General features: G+C 73.1%; 13 protein-coding genes. 4 read left to right on the top strand and 9 right to left on the bottom strand.

The window, feature by feature from the left end:
- Positions 1-174: 174 nt before the first annotated feature.
- On the bottom strand, positions 175-375 hold the full coding sequence (locus CXH06_RS04275; protein WP_114853918.1) for a hypothetical protein: 201 nt from the start codon (positions 373-375) through the stop codon (positions 175-177).
- A gap of 87 nt (positions 376-462) precedes the next feature.
- Positions 463-2,208: an aminodeoxychorismate synthase component I gene (pabB, locus tag CXH06_RS04270; protein WP_114853917.1), complete on the bottom strand. Its 1,746-nt coding sequence runs from the start codon at positions 2,206-2,208 to the stop codon at positions 463-465.
- Positions 2,209-2,310: 102 nt separating this feature from the next.
- Between pabB and CXH06_RS04265 the strand changes: the two genes are divergently transcribed.
- The 3 genes from CXH06_RS04265 to CXH06_RS04255 all read left to right on the top strand — a co-directional run bounded on the left by CXH06_RS04265 (position 2,311) and on the right by CXH06_RS04255 (position 4,622).
- Positions 2,311-2,649, top strand: coding sequence for a hypothetical protein (locus tag CXH06_RS04265; protein WP_114853916.1), 339 nt, complete (start codon positions 2,311-2,313; stop codon positions 2,647-2,649).
- 61 nt (positions 2,650-2,710) lie between these two features.
- A complete protein-coding gene (locus CXH06_RS04260; protein ID WP_114853915.1) occupies positions 2,711-4,120 on the top strand; it encodes a LarC family nickel insertion protein in 1,410 nt (469 codons plus the stop codon).
- 43 nt (positions 4,121-4,163) lie between these two features.
- On the top strand, positions 4,164-4,622 hold the full coding sequence (locus tag CXH06_RS04255; RefSeq protein ID WP_114853914.1) for a hypothetical protein: 459 nt from the start codon (positions 4,164-4,166) through the stop codon (positions 4,620-4,622).
- Between the two features lie 24 nt (positions 4,623-4,646).
- Here CXH06_RS04255 and CXH06_RS04250 read toward each other — a convergent pair whose 3' ends face one another.
- The 5 genes from CXH06_RS04250 to CXH06_RS04230 form a co-directional block, all read right to left on the bottom strand.
- Positions 4,647-5,474: an SDR family oxidoreductase gene (locus CXH06_RS04250; protein ID WP_114853913.1), complete on the bottom strand. Its 828-nt coding sequence runs from the start codon at positions 5,472-5,474 to the stop codon at positions 4,647-4,649.
- 53 nt (positions 5,475-5,527) lie between these two features.
- On the bottom strand, positions 5,528-6,175 hold the full coding sequence (locus CXH06_RS04245) for a bifunctional 2-polyprenyl-6-hydroxyphenol methylase/3-demethylubiquinol 3-O-methyltransferase UbiG (RefSeq protein WP_114853912.1): 648 nt from the start codon (positions 6,173-6,175) through the stop codon (positions 5,528-5,530).
- A complete protein-coding gene (locus CXH06_RS04240) occupies positions 6,172-7,212 on the bottom strand; it encodes a hemolysin family protein (protein ID WP_114853911.1) in 1,041 nt (346 codons plus the stop codon). Before CXH06_RS04240 ends, CXH06_RS04245 begins: the two co-directional genes overlap by 4 nt.
- Positions 7,209-8,606, bottom strand: coding sequence for a hemolysin family protein (locus CXH06_RS04235; RefSeq protein WP_114853910.1), 1,398 nt, complete (start codon positions 8,604-8,606; stop codon positions 7,209-7,211). The genes CXH06_RS04240 and CXH06_RS04235 overlap by 4 nt, the downstream gene beginning before the upstream one ends.
- Before the next feature lie 206 nt (positions 8,607-8,812).
- Positions 8,813-9,481 carry an alpha/beta hydrolase gene (locus tag CXH06_RS04230; protein ID WP_114853909.1) on the bottom strand — a complete coding sequence of 223 codons (669 nt, stop codon included), beginning with the start codon at positions 9,479-9,481 and terminating at the stop codon, positions 8,813-8,815.
- 352 nt (positions 9,482-9,833) lie between these two features.
- Here CXH06_RS04230 and CXH06_RS04225 point away from each other — a divergent pair, with 352 nt between their 5' ends.
- The gene (locus CXH06_RS04225) at positions 9,834-11,474 is read left to right on the top strand and encodes a DUF4091 domain-containing protein (protein ID WP_114853908.1); all 1,641 of its coding nucleotides are present in this window, start codon (positions 9,834-9,836) and stop codon (positions 11,472-11,474) included.
- A gap of 54 nt (positions 11,475-11,528) precedes the next feature.
- Here the strand turns inward: CXH06_RS04225 and CXH06_RS04220 are convergent, their stop codons facing one another.
- A complete protein-coding gene (locus CXH06_RS04220) occupies positions 11,529-12,842 on the bottom strand; it encodes a mechanosensitive ion channel (RefSeq protein WP_114853907.1) in 1,314 nt (437 codons plus the stop codon).
- 116 nt (positions 12,843-12,958) lie between these two features.
- On the bottom strand, positions 12,959-14,356 hold the full coding sequence (locus tag CXH06_RS04215; protein WP_114853906.1) for a YdiU family protein: 1,398 nt from the start codon (positions 14,354-14,356) through the stop codon (positions 12,959-12,961).
- Between the last annotated feature and the right edge of the window lie 76 nt (positions 14,357-14,432).

Below are 14,432 nucleotides of genomic sequence, written 5' to 3'. Positions count from 1 at the left end.
GTCGTCCGTTCCGCGGTCCATCGAACGCGGCTGCCGCCGGTCATCGGGCGGAGTCGGGTCCCAGGTGCTCGACCGCTGCTGTGAGGGATCAAGCTCGGGAAGAGACGTGTGGTGGACTCCGATGAACTCTACCCAGGTCCGGGCACCGAGAGAATGGACGCCGCGGTGCTCGACCTATCCGGGACAGCTGACCGGCACGCCCTCCACCGCGCACGGCATCACCAGATCGGCCGCCAGCACGGCGCCGGTGCCCGTCAGCACCTCGGTGACGCCGCCGATGCCGACGACCAGGAGCAGCAGCGCCCCGCCGGTCAGCAGGGCGAGGTCACGGACCCGGCTCGCGGACCGGTCCTGGTGGGTTCCTGAACTCCTCATGCCACCCACCTTAGGGCGACGCGGGTCACACCGCCATGCGGCGCCCTGGTTCCGCGCAGGATGTGCACAGATCGCACACAGCCCTGCTCAGGGCAGCAGCACGGCGGTCCGCCAGCCGCGGGCGGAGCTGATCACCGCGATCTGCTCCGCTCGGCGGAGCTGGTCGATCTCGACCTCCTGCTCGACCAGGTCGCCGCGCTCGAGGGCGAGACGGCGGCCCACGCCGGGCAGGGCCCCATCGGCCAGCGGCGGCGTGACCCAGCGGCCGTCCCGCCGCACGGCCAGGGTCGCGATGGTGGTCTCGACGACGCGTCCGTGCTCGCCGATGATCACCGTGTCATCCGCCCCGGGGTGGCGGGCCCGCGCGGCGGCGAGGTGGTCGCGCACGGTGGTCTTGTGCGCGGTGAGGCCGAGGGGCAGCGTTGTGCGCCGGTCATCGAGTGCGAGGCGGGCGGGCTCGGGGGTGGGCAGCAGGTCCCGCGGCTCGGCGGTGACGGTCCCGTCGCGCCGCAGTCGCAGGCGCAGCAGCGAGGGTCCGGTGAGGCGAGGCAGGACCGCGGCGACCTCCTGCTCGAGCTGTTCGCGCCGCACGGGGATCCCGAAGTGCGCAGCGGAGCCGAGCATCCGCTCGAGGTGCTGCTCGAGGTGCTGGGGCGCGCCGCCGCGGACGGCGACGGTCTCCAGCAGGGCGAAGGCCTCCCGGGAGCCGACGGGCAGCACGCGGGCCTTGACCAGCAGCTCGTCGTACTCGCCGGCGGCGGTGGAGTCCCAGGTGACGCCGCCGCCGGCGCCGTACTCGGCGGCGCCCTCCGCGCGGTCCACCACCGCGGTGCGGATCGCGACGCTGAAGCGGGCGCGCGGGGCGGGGCCGGGCTCGAGGTAGCCGATCGCGCCGCAGTACACGCCGCGCGGGGAGTCCTCGAGGCGGGCGATGAGGTCCATGGTGGACAGCTTCGGGGCGCCGGTGATGGAGCCGCAGGGGAACAGAGCCCGCAGCATCTCCACCAGGCCGGTCCCCGGGGCTGCGCGTCCGCGGATCCTCGAGGTCAGCTGCCACAGCGTCGGATACTGCTCGCAGCGCAGCAGGTCCGTGACCTGCACGGTCCCGGGCTCGCAGACGTGGGAGAGATCGTTGCGCAGCAGGTCCACGATCATGATGTTCTCGGCGCGGTCCTTGGAGCTGGCCAGCAGCGCCGCGCGGGCGGCCCGATCCTGCGCAGGGCTCTCGCCCCGCGGGGCCGTGCCCTTCATGGGCGCGGTGGTGATCTCGTCGCCGTCCCGGGCGAGGAAGGCCTCGGGGCTCGCGCTCGCCACGGCGAAGCGTCCCAGGTCGAGATAGGCGTGGTGGGCGCCCCGCTGGCGCTGGGCGAGCTCGCCGTAGAGCCCGTAGGCGTCGCCCGTGAAGGGAGCGCGCAGGCGCGTGGTGAGGTTGCACTGGTAGGTGTCGCCCTCGGCGATCGCGGAGCGCACCGCGGCGACCTGCTGTGCATGACGGGCGCGATCCGCCTCCACCTCCCAGGGCCCGCAGGTGAATCCGTCCCCCGTGGTCGGCGGCGGCACCTCGGCATCGGGCGCCGCGGCGAGCGCGAACCACACCAGCGGCAGGCCGGGCACGGGCGGGTGCGTCCGGGCGTCCGGGTTCAGTCCCGCGGCGGCCTCGTAGGCGATCATCCCCGCCGCCCAGGAGCCGTCCGCGACCGCCTGCTCGACCTCCGCCAGCGCGGGCACCACGTCCTCGAGGTGGTCCGCCCGGATCACCCGGTCGACGCGGCTGAACTGCACGGCGGTGCCGGCGGTCAGGTCGTCGAAACGGGCGAGGGGCGGGGAGGTCACCGGGGCATCATGCCCGATCGCTCCGGGCGCCGTCGCTCCATGGACACCTGTGAACGACCCGGTTACCGTGGACTTCACCCCGATCGTGGACGAGGAGGCCCCATGACCGCCCAGTCAGCGGCCGAGCCCCGCCCTCGGGAGCGCCCCTCCCGCACCACGCGCATCCCCTCCTGGATCGCCCTTCCCTGCGCCGTCGTCGGCATCCTCATCCCCTCGATCCAGACCCGCGGCGGCGTCCTCGGTGCGATCGAGGCGCACAGCACCTCCCTCGCGAGCTTCACGGAGACGACCTGCCTGGCGCTCGTACTCCTCGCGATCGTGCTCGGGGTGCGGGCGCCGCACCGGAGTCCCGGCCGGGTGGGATTCTGGATCGGCGCGCTCTACCTGGGCATCCCGGTCGTGATCGCCGCACTGAGCGGGCTGTTCGGCCACTTCTTCTGAGGGAGCAGGGGACCCGGTCTGGTGACGAAGCCTCGTCTCCGGCCCGACTAGCATCGTGCCCATGGAATCCACCCCCGCCCGCCTGGCCTATCTCGATGCGACCGCCGGGATCGCCGGGGACATGCTGCTGGCCGCGCTGGTCGATGCCGGCGCCGATCTCGACGGCGTCCAGCGGGTGCTCGACGCCCTGGTCCCGGACTCGGTGCGCTTCGTGCGCTCGGCGGTGGACCGCGGCGGCCAGCGCGCCACCAAGATCGACGTCGAGGTGCTGGTCGAGGATCCGCCGCACCGCACCTGGGCCTCGATCCGGGCGATGCTCGAGGAGGCCCGCGGCCGTGGTGACGTCCCCGGCCGCACCCTCGACCTCGCCCTGGCGACCTTCGGCCGTCTCGCCGATGCCGAAGGCGCCACCCACGGAGTCCCGGCCGACGAGGTCCACTTCCACGAGGTCGGCGCGCTGGACTCCCTGGCCGATGTCATCGGCGCCTGCGAGGCCTGGCGCCAGCTGGGCATCACCGAGGCGGTGGGCAGCGTGCTCGCGGTCGGCAGCGGGCGCATCCGCGCCGCCCACGGGGACATCCCCGTGCCGGTCCCGGCCGTCGCGCGCCTGACGCTGGGCTGGCCCACCGTCGCCGGCGAGATCCTCCCCGCCCGCGGGCACGCGCACGGGCAGGCCCACGGGCACGGGCACGACCACACGCAGGGGCACGGCCACAGCCACAGCCACGCGCACGACCATTCCCCCGCCCACACGCCGCTCCCCGCCCATGCCCAGGGAGGCCCCCACGAGCACGGCGGCCGCCAGGTGCCCGCGGGCGTCGCCCCCGGGATCGGCGAGCTCGCCACCCCCACCGGCGTCGCCCTGCTGCGCGCCCTCGCCGGGACCGCCGGTCCGCAGCCGGAGCTGGTCACGGAGGCCCTCGGCGTGGGCGCCGGCACCAAGGACACGCCGGGCCGGCCCAATGTGGTCCGCGTGCTCGTCGGCCGCCCCCGGGCCGCCGACGTCCACGACACCCCCGCCGCCGCCCTCCAGCTCGAGGCCAACGTCGACGACCTCGACCCCCGGCTCTGGCCCGGCGTGCTCGAGGAGCTGCTGGAGGACGGCGCCCTGGATGCCTGGCTGACCCCGATCGTCATGAAGCACGGCCGCCCCGCCGTGACCGTCCACGCCCTGGTCCGGGAGGGGGACGAGGCCCGCGTCGCGGCGCTGCTCATGGACCGCACCGGGACCCTCGGAGTGCGGCGGCACCGCGTGGAGCGGGAGATCCGCTCCCGCGAGTTCACGGCGATCGAGGTGCAGGGGCAGCGCATCGCGGTGAAGGTCGCGCGGGGGGCTGACGGGTCCGTGGCGCGCCGCGAACCGGAGTTCCGGGACGTGGCCGCGGCGGCGCGCGCCCTGGGCGTCGGCGAGCGGGAGATGCTGGATCGGGCGCGCGGACTCGCGAACGGCCTGACGGATCCGGGGAACTGACGGATACTGGGCAGGGACCGGCGACGCTCACCTGGAGGTTCCCATGGCTGCCCTGTCCGACGCGATCACCAAGGCCATCGATCTGGCCCGCACGGCGGAGCACGGCCGCCACGCGGAGCTGCTCATCAACGACGGCCCGCTGCGCCAGACCGTGATCGCCCTGAAGAAGGGCGAGCAGCTGGCCGAGCACAACTCCCCGCCTGCCGCCTCGATCCAGATGATCCGCGGCAGCGTGCGGATCACGGGTGAGGAGGCGGTGGTGGTCGAGACCGGTCAGATCGAGGCCCTCACCCACCAGCGCCACGCCGTACACGCCCTCGACGACTCCGTGTTCCTGCTGACCACGGTCACCTCGGTGCCCGGCTCCGAGAGCCACGGCGGGCACCTCACCCGCACCGGGGAGCTGCCGCTGGTGCGCGATGAGGAGCTCACCGCCGCCGAGCAGGCGAGGCTGATGCGGGACACCGATCAGCAGACCGGCGGCGGTCGCATCGGCGGCTGACGCTCCGGGATCCGCCGCGGCGGATCACCCGCCGAGCGTGGCCGCTCCCGCTCGCACCGCGGCGATCACGCCGCCGTCGACGAGCAGATCGGTGCCCGTGATGAAGGTGGCCTCGGGTCCGAGGAGGAACGCGGCGGCGGCCGCGATGTCCGCCGAGGTGCCGAGGCGTCCGGTCCCGGAGGCCTCGACGGCCGCGCGCATCGAGGCGCCGCTGTCCCCGGCAAGCTCCGCCTGCCCCATCGGGGTGGAGATGACGCCGGGGCTGAGGGACGTGATGCGCGCACTGCGCCGGCCCCATGCCAGGCTCGCGGTCCGGACCCGCAGCTGCGCGGCGCGCTTCGCGATCGCATAGGCGTGGCCGGCATGGTCGAGGCCGGCGATGGCGGGCAGCGCGCGGAGCTCATCGGTGGGCGTGGTGGCCAGGTCGTGCTCGACCTCCGCGGGGAGGGAGTCGGAGGCCTGCGTGCCGGCCATGCTGGCGATCACCACTCCCGCCCCGCCCGGAGCGATCACCTCGGCGAACTCGTCGAGCACCAGCGCGACGCCCACCAGGTCCACGGCGATCACGGCCTCGAGGGGTGCCTGCACGGGAGAGAGCCCGGCGGTGTGCGCGACCTGGGTGACCGGCCCGCGTGCCGCCGCCGCCCGGGCGAGCGCCTGCACGGACTCCCGGGAGGAGACGTCGACCTGCTCGGTGTGGACGGCGAACCCGTCGCCGCGGAGCGCCTCGGCCACGCGGTCGAGCGCGGGGACGTCGAAGTCGGCCAGCACCACCGTCCGCCCGGCTCCGAGCCGACGGGCGATCGCCTCCCCCATCCCACCGACACCGATGACGACCAGGACTTCCGACATTCTTCCTCCTGTGCGAACTGGGCGGGGCGCTCTGCTTCCGCGGCGCCGCGACCCTATGCCCGCGAGCTGTGACGAGATGCCCGCCCCAGCACTCCCACCAGGAAGTCGTCGGCGGCGGGGCGCAGGTCCCAGCTGCTGAAGCGCTGCTCGAGATGCAGTCCCGCCGCGGCGGCGTCGGCCCCGAAGTCCTCGGCGGCATAGCCGCGATCCAGTCCGAAGCCCACCACCAGCCGGCCCTCGGGCGCGAGGTGCTCCGCGAGGCGTGCGAGCGCGGGCCGGCGCTCGTCGGTCGCGAGGAAGGCGAGCACGTTGCCGGCGCTGACCTGCAGGTCGAACAGCATCTGGGCACCGTCCTCCTCCCGCAGGTCCAGGGCGGTGAGGTTCACCGTCTCCCAGCGCACCGCGGGATGGTCCTCGCGCGCCACCTCGATCAGATGCTCGTCGAGGTCCACGCCCACCACCTGGTGCCCGGCACGGGCCAGATAGCCGCCCACGCGTCCGGTGCCGCAGCCGGCGTCGAGGATCCGGGACCCGCGGGCGGCCATCGCGTCGATCAGCCGCGCCTCGCCGTGGAGGTCCTGACCGGAGGCCTCGAGCCGTCGCCAGCGCTCGGCGTACCCGCGGGCGTGCTCGGGGTTCTCCCGGACGGCCGACAGCCAGAGGTTCTCCCCGGGCCCGCCGGTCCCGGATCCCGCGCTCATGCGGCGATCCTCGAGTCGTCGCGGATCTGTCCCACGAGCTCCTCCAGCATGTCCTCGAGGGTCACGATGCCGATCACGCGGCCGTCCGCATCGGTGGCCGCGCCCAGGTGGGCGCCGGAGTCCTGCATCGAAGCGAGCGCCTGGCGCAACGGCTCCTCGGCGCCGATCGCGGGCAGGGTCCGGACCCGGGCGGCGGGGATCGGGGCGTCGCGGCGCTCCTGGACGGCGTCCAGCAGGTCCTTGATGTGGACGTAGCCGGTCAGCGTCCCGTCCGCCGCCTGCACGGGGAAGCGGGAGTAGCCCTCGACGGCGGCTGCCTCCGCCTGGGCGGCGGTGGCCCCCTCGGCGAGGGTCGAGACCTGATCCAGCGGGATCACGAGGTTCGCGACGCTGCGCGCATCGAAGCGCAGCGCGCCCAGCAGCAGCGCCTCGTCGTTGTCCTCGAGCAGACCGCCCTGACGGGACTCGCTGACCATGGCCGCCACCTCATTACGGCTGAAGGCGCTGGTGACCTCGTCCTTCGGGGTGACCCCGAGGATGCGCAGCACCTGGTTGCCGCAGCCGTTGAGCACCCACAGCAGGGGACGCAGCACGGTGACCACGGCGACCATCGGCGGGGCGAGGATGAGCGCCATCCGCTCCGGTCCGGCCAGTGCGATGTTCTTGGGCACCATCTCGCCGAAGACCACGTGCAGGTAGGTGACCAGCGCCAGCGCGATGACGAAGGCGATCGGATGGGTGAAGGCGCCCGGCACTCCGAGCATCTCCAGCGGCCCTTCGATGAGGTGGGCGATCGCCGGCTCGCTGATCGCGCCGAGGGCGAGGGAGGCGACGGTGATGCCCATCTGGGCACCGGCCATCATGAGGGAGATCTGCTCCATCGCGCCGATGGTGACCTTCGCGGCCCAGTGGCCCTCGAGGGCCTTGGGCTCGATCACCGAGCGGCGCGCGGAGATCAGCGCGAACTCGGAGCCGACGAAGAAGGCGTTCAGCGCCAGCAGCACGAGGGTGAGGGTCAGTCCGAGGCCGGTGCTCATCGCCGCACCCCGCTCTCCTCGCGCCGGAGCGCGTCGCTCGGCTCGTCGTCCTCATGGTCCGGGTCGACCTGCTCGACGTTCGCGTGCACCGTCTCGATGCGCAGGCCGTCGACCTCGGTGACGCGGATCCGCAGTCGCGCGGGCTCCTCCCCGGGGGCGGGGTCGGTGTCGACCACCACCTCGTCGCCGACCTCGGCCAGGCGTCCCAGCTCGAGGGTGACCAAGCCGCCCAGGGTGTCGTAGTCCTCGTGCTCGGGCACGCTGACGCCGAGCCGCTCGGCGGCCTCGTCGGGCCGCATCCGGGCGTCGAGGTCCCAGGAGCCGTCGGGCTCGGGGGTGTCGTCCATCTCCTCGTCGTGCTCGTCGCGGACCTCGCCGACGATCTCCTCGACCAGGTCCTCGAGGGTGATCAGCCCGGCGTGGTCGCCGAACTCGTCGACCACCACGGCCATCTGCAGGCCGCCGGCGCGGAGGGTGTCCATGAGGTCGTCCAGCGGGACGGTGTCCGGCACGAAGGTGGCCGGCCCCATCACGGCGTCGACCCGGGTGCGCGCGCGCTGTGCGAAGGGGATCGCGAGGCCGTGGCGGATGTGCGCGACGCCCGCGATCTCGTTCTCGTCGTCCAGCACGGGGAAGCGGGAGTGGCCGGTGGTGCGGGCCAGCTCCAGCAGCTCGGCGACGGACTGGTCGACCTCGAGGGAGTCCATCCGCCCGCGGGGCACCATCGCGTCGTGCGCGCGACGGTCGCCGAAGGCGAGGGTGCGCTGGACCAGCGAGGCGGTCTCCTCCGCCAGTGCACCCTCCTCCGCGGAGTGCTTGACCAGGACGGAGAGCTCCTCCGCGCTGCGGGCGGAGCTCAGCTCCTCCTGCGGCTCGACCCCGAGCATCCGCACCACGGCGTTCGCATTGCCGTTGAACAGGCGGATCGGCAGCTTGAAGACGGTGGTGAAGGCCCGTTGGAAGCCGACGACGAACTTCGCGGTCTTCAGCGGCTCGGCGATCGCGAGGTTCTTGGGGACCAGCTCGCCGAAGATCATGGTCATCCCCGTGGCGAGCACGAGGGCGATGATCACGGAGACCGAGCGGGCGGCGACGGCGGTCAGTCCGAGGTCGACCAGCGGGGGGCTCACCAGCGCGGCGATCGCGGGCTCGGCGAGGAAGCCGATGCCCAGGTTGGTGACGGTGATGCCCAGCTGGGCGCCGGAGAGCTGCGTGGAGAGGGTCTTCATGCCCCGCAGCACGCCCACGGCGCGCTTGTCGCCGGCCTCGACGGCGGCTTCGACGTCGTTGCGGTTGGCGGTGATCAGGGAGAACTCGGCGGCCACGAAGCCACCGCAGGCGGCGATCAGCACCAGGCCGACCGCCAGGGATATGAGGGGACCGATCAGGTCCATGGACGGATCCCCCCGTGGGACGTGCGTCTGCTCAGGCCCGAAGGCCTTCGACTGTCACTGGGGGCGTCGCTGGCGGCGCTCATGGTCTCCTGGTGCTCCTCATCGCCCGGCCGACCGTCGGCCGGGGAATGAGGGAATGCTACAACCAGACCCCCGAGGGCGGGAGAGCTGTGGACGGCATGTCACGCGCGCTCCCGCGCCGGAGTTCAGGCCGGTGCGCCGCCGGCGGGAGCATCCGTGCCCGGCAGCTCCGCGAGGAACCGCACGATCGCCTCCACCTCGACCTCGTCCACCGCATGACCCAGGGCGGGGCGGAGCACCTCGCTCAGCTGCGTGTGCTCGCGCAGGTAGCGGCGCACCTGCTCCTCGCGGTCCTCGTCGAACAGAGGATCCAGGCCGCCGTGGCCCCACAGCACCGGCGGGGAGGCCTCGGCGAGCGCGGCATCGCCGGGCATCGGCGCCGGGAAGGGCGCACCGGAGAGGTTCACGACGAAGTCCAGCGCGCGAGGGCTGCGACGCAGCAGCTGCAGGGCGAGCATCCCGCCCTGGGAGAAGCCGATGGCGCCCACGACCGGGGCCTCCTGCGCGGCGATCCAGCGCTCGACCGCCTGGGCCGAGGCCTCCAGCGCCGCGGGGCGCTCGGGATCGAGCGGATGCTCGAGCCAGGCGAAACCCGCCCCGTACCGGTGGATGCCCCGCACGGAGACATAGGTGAAACGGGCCGGCAGCAGCGGGATCAGACCCGCGAGGTCACCCTCATGGCTGCCCAGGCCGTGCAGGAGCAGGACGATCCCCGCGCCGGGCTCCGCCTCCTCGCGCACCACGGCGCCGGGATCGAGGTCCGGGGAGATCAGGGTCAGGGGGCTCTGCGTCATGCCCGCAGGGTATCCGGGCAGGGGAAGACCCCCAGGTCGCGCACGAGGCGCTGGTCGGAGGGACGAGATCCGACCCCTGGGGGTCCCGGCAGCTCGGTGGTATTCGCTGCGCGTCCGTCGATCTGAAGGCCCGCCGGAGCGGGTCAGGTCGATGGTCGCCTCAGCGGCGAGCCACCTCACATGTCCGATAAGAAATCACTTCTCGGATCACCTCCTTTCCAGTGTCCGACCACCGTAGACCCCCCCGCCCCGCGGGGCAACGCTTTTTCGGCGCGGGCTCATCGCGGCGCCGACGTGCCAGGATGGACCGGGCCCACCGCCCGACACCGTCGTCGCCCGCGAGGAGATCCCCGTGCAGTCCGTCCTGACCGATTCCCTGGAGAAGGTGCTCGGCGACCGTCCCCCGCGCCCGGCCGAGCTCATCGGGGGCGCCCACGCCTCCGGATTCCTCGGCGAGAGGCTCTCCGTGCAGCTCGCGGTGAGGATCGACGACGCCTCCGCCCCCGTCCCGCTGCGCGTGCAGCTGCGCGGCGCCCTCGCCGCCCGCGCCCGCGTCCATGCGGTGCGCCGGGTGCCGGTCTCCACCCCGGCTCCCCCGGACCCGGACGCGCACTACCTGGTCACCGCTCCCGGCGCGTACCCGGACCTTCTCGAGCCGCTCGCCGGGGACTCGACGACCGTCTCCCCCGGCCGCTGGGAGGCGCTGTGGGTCGACGTGCTCCCCATGGACGAGGCAGACGCCGGCGACCACGCGCTGACGCTCGCCCTCGTGGGCGAGGACGACCGGCCGCTGGCCGAGCACACGGTCCGCCTGCAGGTCCATCCCCACCGCCTGCCGCCGCTGGAGATCACCAACACCCACTGGCTCCACGCGGAAAGCCTCTCCACGTACTACGACGTCGAGGTGTTCTCCGAACGGCACTGGGAGCTGATCCGGGCCTGCCTCGCCTCCGCCCGCGAGATGGACGTGAACTCGGTGCTCACCCCCACCTGGACGCCCCCGCTGGACACCGCGGTGGACCACCGCCGGCCCACGGTCCAGCTGGTGGGGATCCGCGAGGTCGACGGCGCGTACTCCTTCGACTTCACGCGCCTGGACCGCTGGCTGCGGATGTGCCGCGAGCTGGGGATCGTCTCCCTCGAGATCGCCCACCTGTTCACCCAGTGGGGCGCCCGTGCGACGCCGGCGATCCGCGTCGACACCCCGGACGGCCCCGAGGACCGCTTCGGATGGCACGTCCCCGCGACCTCCCCCACCTATCGCCGTCTGCTGGAGGCACTGATCCCTGCGCTGCGGGCGCACCTGGACGCGCACTGGGACGGCCAGGTGCTGTGGCACCTCAGCGACGAGCCGGGGGAGGACCACATCGAGGACTACCAGGCGGCGCGCGAGCAGGTCGCGGACCTGCTCGAGGGAGCGCAGATCGTCGATGCGCTCAGCTCGCTGGAGTTCGCCGAGCAGGGGCTGGTGCCCACCCCGATCGTCGCCAGCGACCACGTTGGCCCCTTCCTGGATGCCGGGAGGAGGCCCTGGGTGTACTACTGCGTCTCCCAGAACCGGGAGGTCGCCAACCGCTACATCGCCCTGCCCTCGGTGCGGAACCGGGTGCTGGGCCGGCAGCTGTTCGCCTTCGACGCCCCCGGCTTCCTGCACTGGGGCTACAACTTCTGGTGGACGCAGTTCTCCCTGGCGCCGCTGGACCCCTTCGAGGACACCTGCGCCGGCGGCGCCTTCTACGGCGGTGACGCCTTCGCCGTCTACCCGGGGCCCGACGGCACCCCCTGGCCCTCGATCCGCCACCGCGTGTTCGCGCAGGCCATGGCCGACCATCGGGCGCTGACCTGGCTGGGGGAGCTCACGGACGTGCCGAGCGCGAAGGCGCTCGTGGACGAGGGCGGGACGCTGACGTACTCGTCCTTCTCCTACGACGTCGGCGAGCATCTGCGCGCCCGCCGTGCGGTCGACGAGCGGATCCTCGCGGCGCTGGGCTGAGCACGGACGAGACCGCCGGGGACGGATCCCCGGCGGCCTCGCAGTGCGTGATGCTCAGCCCAGCGTGTCCGGACGCGGGGGCACCACGGATCCGCCGTCGGCCGACGGCGCCGGAGCAGGGGCCTGCTCCTGCTTCTGCTCGAGCTTGGCGAGCTGACGGGCGGCCGCTTCCCGGCCGCCGAGCCCGAAGGCCAGCACCGCCGCGGCGGCGCCGCCGATCACGAGGGCGCCGAAGGCCATCTCGATGATCGAGTCGGCCACGCCCATGGACTGCAGGCCCATGGCGGTGAACAGGACGATGATCGACCAGCGCACGATGGTCGCGGCGGTGCCGGAGAGCAGCTTGCCGACGATCATCGCGATGAAGAAGCCGGCGGCGATGATCGCACCGCCGAACAGCACGCTGCCGCCGAGCTCGAGGATCTCGCTGAGGAGCGCGGTGATCTGGGAGAACCCGAGTACCTGAGCACCCATCACGGCGAAGAACAGCACCACGGCGATCTCGACCACGCGCAGCACGGTCGGCGTGATGGTGGAGCCCTGCGGGAGGATCTCCTGCCGGGTCAGCCACGCATCGACCTCCGCGCCCTCGAGGATCGGGCGGAGGAGGCCGGAGACGAAGCGGGCGATGAGCACGCCGATCCCCACCAGCACCACGGCGGCGATGATGTTCGGGATCGCGAGGAACACCGCGGCCAGCATCGCCGAGGCCGGCTCGGAGATGGAGGCGATGCCGAGGATCTGCAGCGCCGCGATCGACACCACGATCATGATCAGCGCGAAGGCGACCTGCGCGATGATCTCGGGCACCTTCGAGGCGGCCGTGGGCGAGGACGCGGGAGCGGCCGAGGAGGAGCCCGGGGCACCCTGCGGCGCCTGACCCGCGTGCTGCGGCGAGGCGGCCGATCCGGCGACGCCGCCGGTGACCTTGTTCAGGCGGGTCTGGGCGGTGCCCAGGAGCGCACCGAAGTCCACCGCGTTCAGCGCGGTCTGGATCAGCGCCTTCACGATCTTCGCGATCGTCAGACCGATGATGAAGACGAAGACGGCGCCGATGATGTTCGGGACATAGCTCAGGGCGCGCTCGAGCATCACCACGACGGGCGAGAGCACCTGGGAGAGCTGGAAGATGCCCAGCACGATGATCAGCCCCAGCAGCCACACGATCATGGAGGCGATGCTCCCGATCGAGTTGCCGAGGCCGGTCCCGTCCACACCGGGACGCTGGAGGGCGGGGATCTTACGGGTCAGACGGGCCACGCCGTTCTTGACCAGGGCGGCCACCACGGCGGTGACCACGAGGATGGCGATGGCGGCGAGGACTTTCAGTCCCAACTCCGCCCAGTTCACGCTCGACAGGAAGTCCATGACGTCCTCCGGTGATCGGGATCAGGGTCCAGTTCCCACTCAGGGTGGAGCCCGAGCATCCACTATGATCTCCGTCACGTCCAGGCGTGCAGGTCAGAGCATGGTCTCGGGGGAGATCAGGTCCCGCAGAAGGTGGTGAAACCTTCAGTGCCCTCGCCCGGTCCCTCGAGGTGCTCGAGGCCCTCGCGGACCGTGAACGGGGAGCGGACCGCGTCCAGCATCTCGTGCACCGGCGCGAGATCTCCGCGGTGCGCGGCCCGCAACGACTCCTCGAGCGCGATGTTCCGCGGCACGTACACGGGGGTGACGATCTCGCGGCCCCCTGCGCCGCCGCCGGAGGCCCGCCACCGCGCCGCGAGCGCGGGATCCTCGGCGAGCACCGCGGCGTCCCCCGCCCCGAGCGACCGGAGCGACCGCGTGTGGTCCCTGCGCAGCCGCTCGAGCAGGGCGAACACCTCCTCGCCGAGCGCGAGCACCTCCTCCGGCGCGGCGTCGACGCCCAGTGCCCGCCCGAGGCGGAGGGCGTAGGCGTCGCGGTACCAGCCCTCGTACCCCTCGAGCACGGCGGTGGCCTGCGAGACGGCATCGTCCGGGGTGCGCGCGTCGACCACGGGCAGCAGGGCCTCGGCGAAGCGGGAGAGGTTCCACAGCGCGATGCCGGGCTGGTTCCCGTAGGCGTAGCGCCCGCCGCGATCGATCGAGCTGAAGACGGCACCGCGGCGGTGCTCGTCGAGGACGGCACAGGGTCCGTAGTCGATGCCCTCCCCGCTGAGCGCCATGTTGTCGGTGTTCATCACCCCGTGCACGAAGCCGAGGAGCATCCACTGCGCGACGAGCTCGGCCTGGGAGCGGGCGACGGCCTCGAGCAGCCCCAGGGGTCCGTCGGCCGACGGGTGATGCCGGGTGATCGCGTGCTCGACGAGCTCACCGGTCACCTCGGGCCCGAGGTGCCAGGCCGCGTACTGGACCGTCCCCACCCGCAGGTGGCTGGCGGCGACCCGCACCAGCAGCGCGCCCGGCTCCGGGGCGGTGCCCTGCCGCGGTGCGATCGGCTCGCCGGTGGTCAGGACCGCGAGCGCCCGGGTGGTCGGCACGCCGCAGGCGTGCAGCCATTCACCGATCACGGCCTCGCGCAGCATCGGCCCCAGGGGCGCCCTGCCGTCGCCGCCGCGCGCGAAGGGGGTGCGACCGGCCCCCTTGAGGTGCAGGTCGCGGCGCCGCCCCCGGGTGTCCACGAGGTCGCCCAGCAGCACGGCCCGTCCGTCGCCGAGCTGCGGGTTCGCGCTGCCGAACTGATGGCCGGCGTACGCCTGCGCGGTGGTCCCCTCGATCTGCCCGGTCAGCAGCGCCATGCCCTCCGCGCCGCGCAGCCACGCGGGGTCGTGACCGAGCTCGCGGGCGAGATCCTCGTTCAGCCAGGCCACCGCCGGGTCCGGGGGCGCCTCGGCCCGCCAGGGCACCGAGAGGTCGGGCAGGGCCTCGGCGTAGGACTGATGCAGTGCGGGACCGCTCATCGGCCTCACCTCCCTCCTCGACCACGCTACCGGTCTTGACGCCGCCGCCCGGGACGGCAAGACTGGTCGCGTCCAT

Source organism: Brachybacterium sp. YJGR34 (assembly GCF_003347015.1).
Lineage (GTDB): Bacteria > Actinomycetota > Actinomycetes > Actinomycetales > Dermabacteraceae > Brachybacterium.
This window is presented reverse-complemented; position numbering and strand designations above follow the sequence as displayed.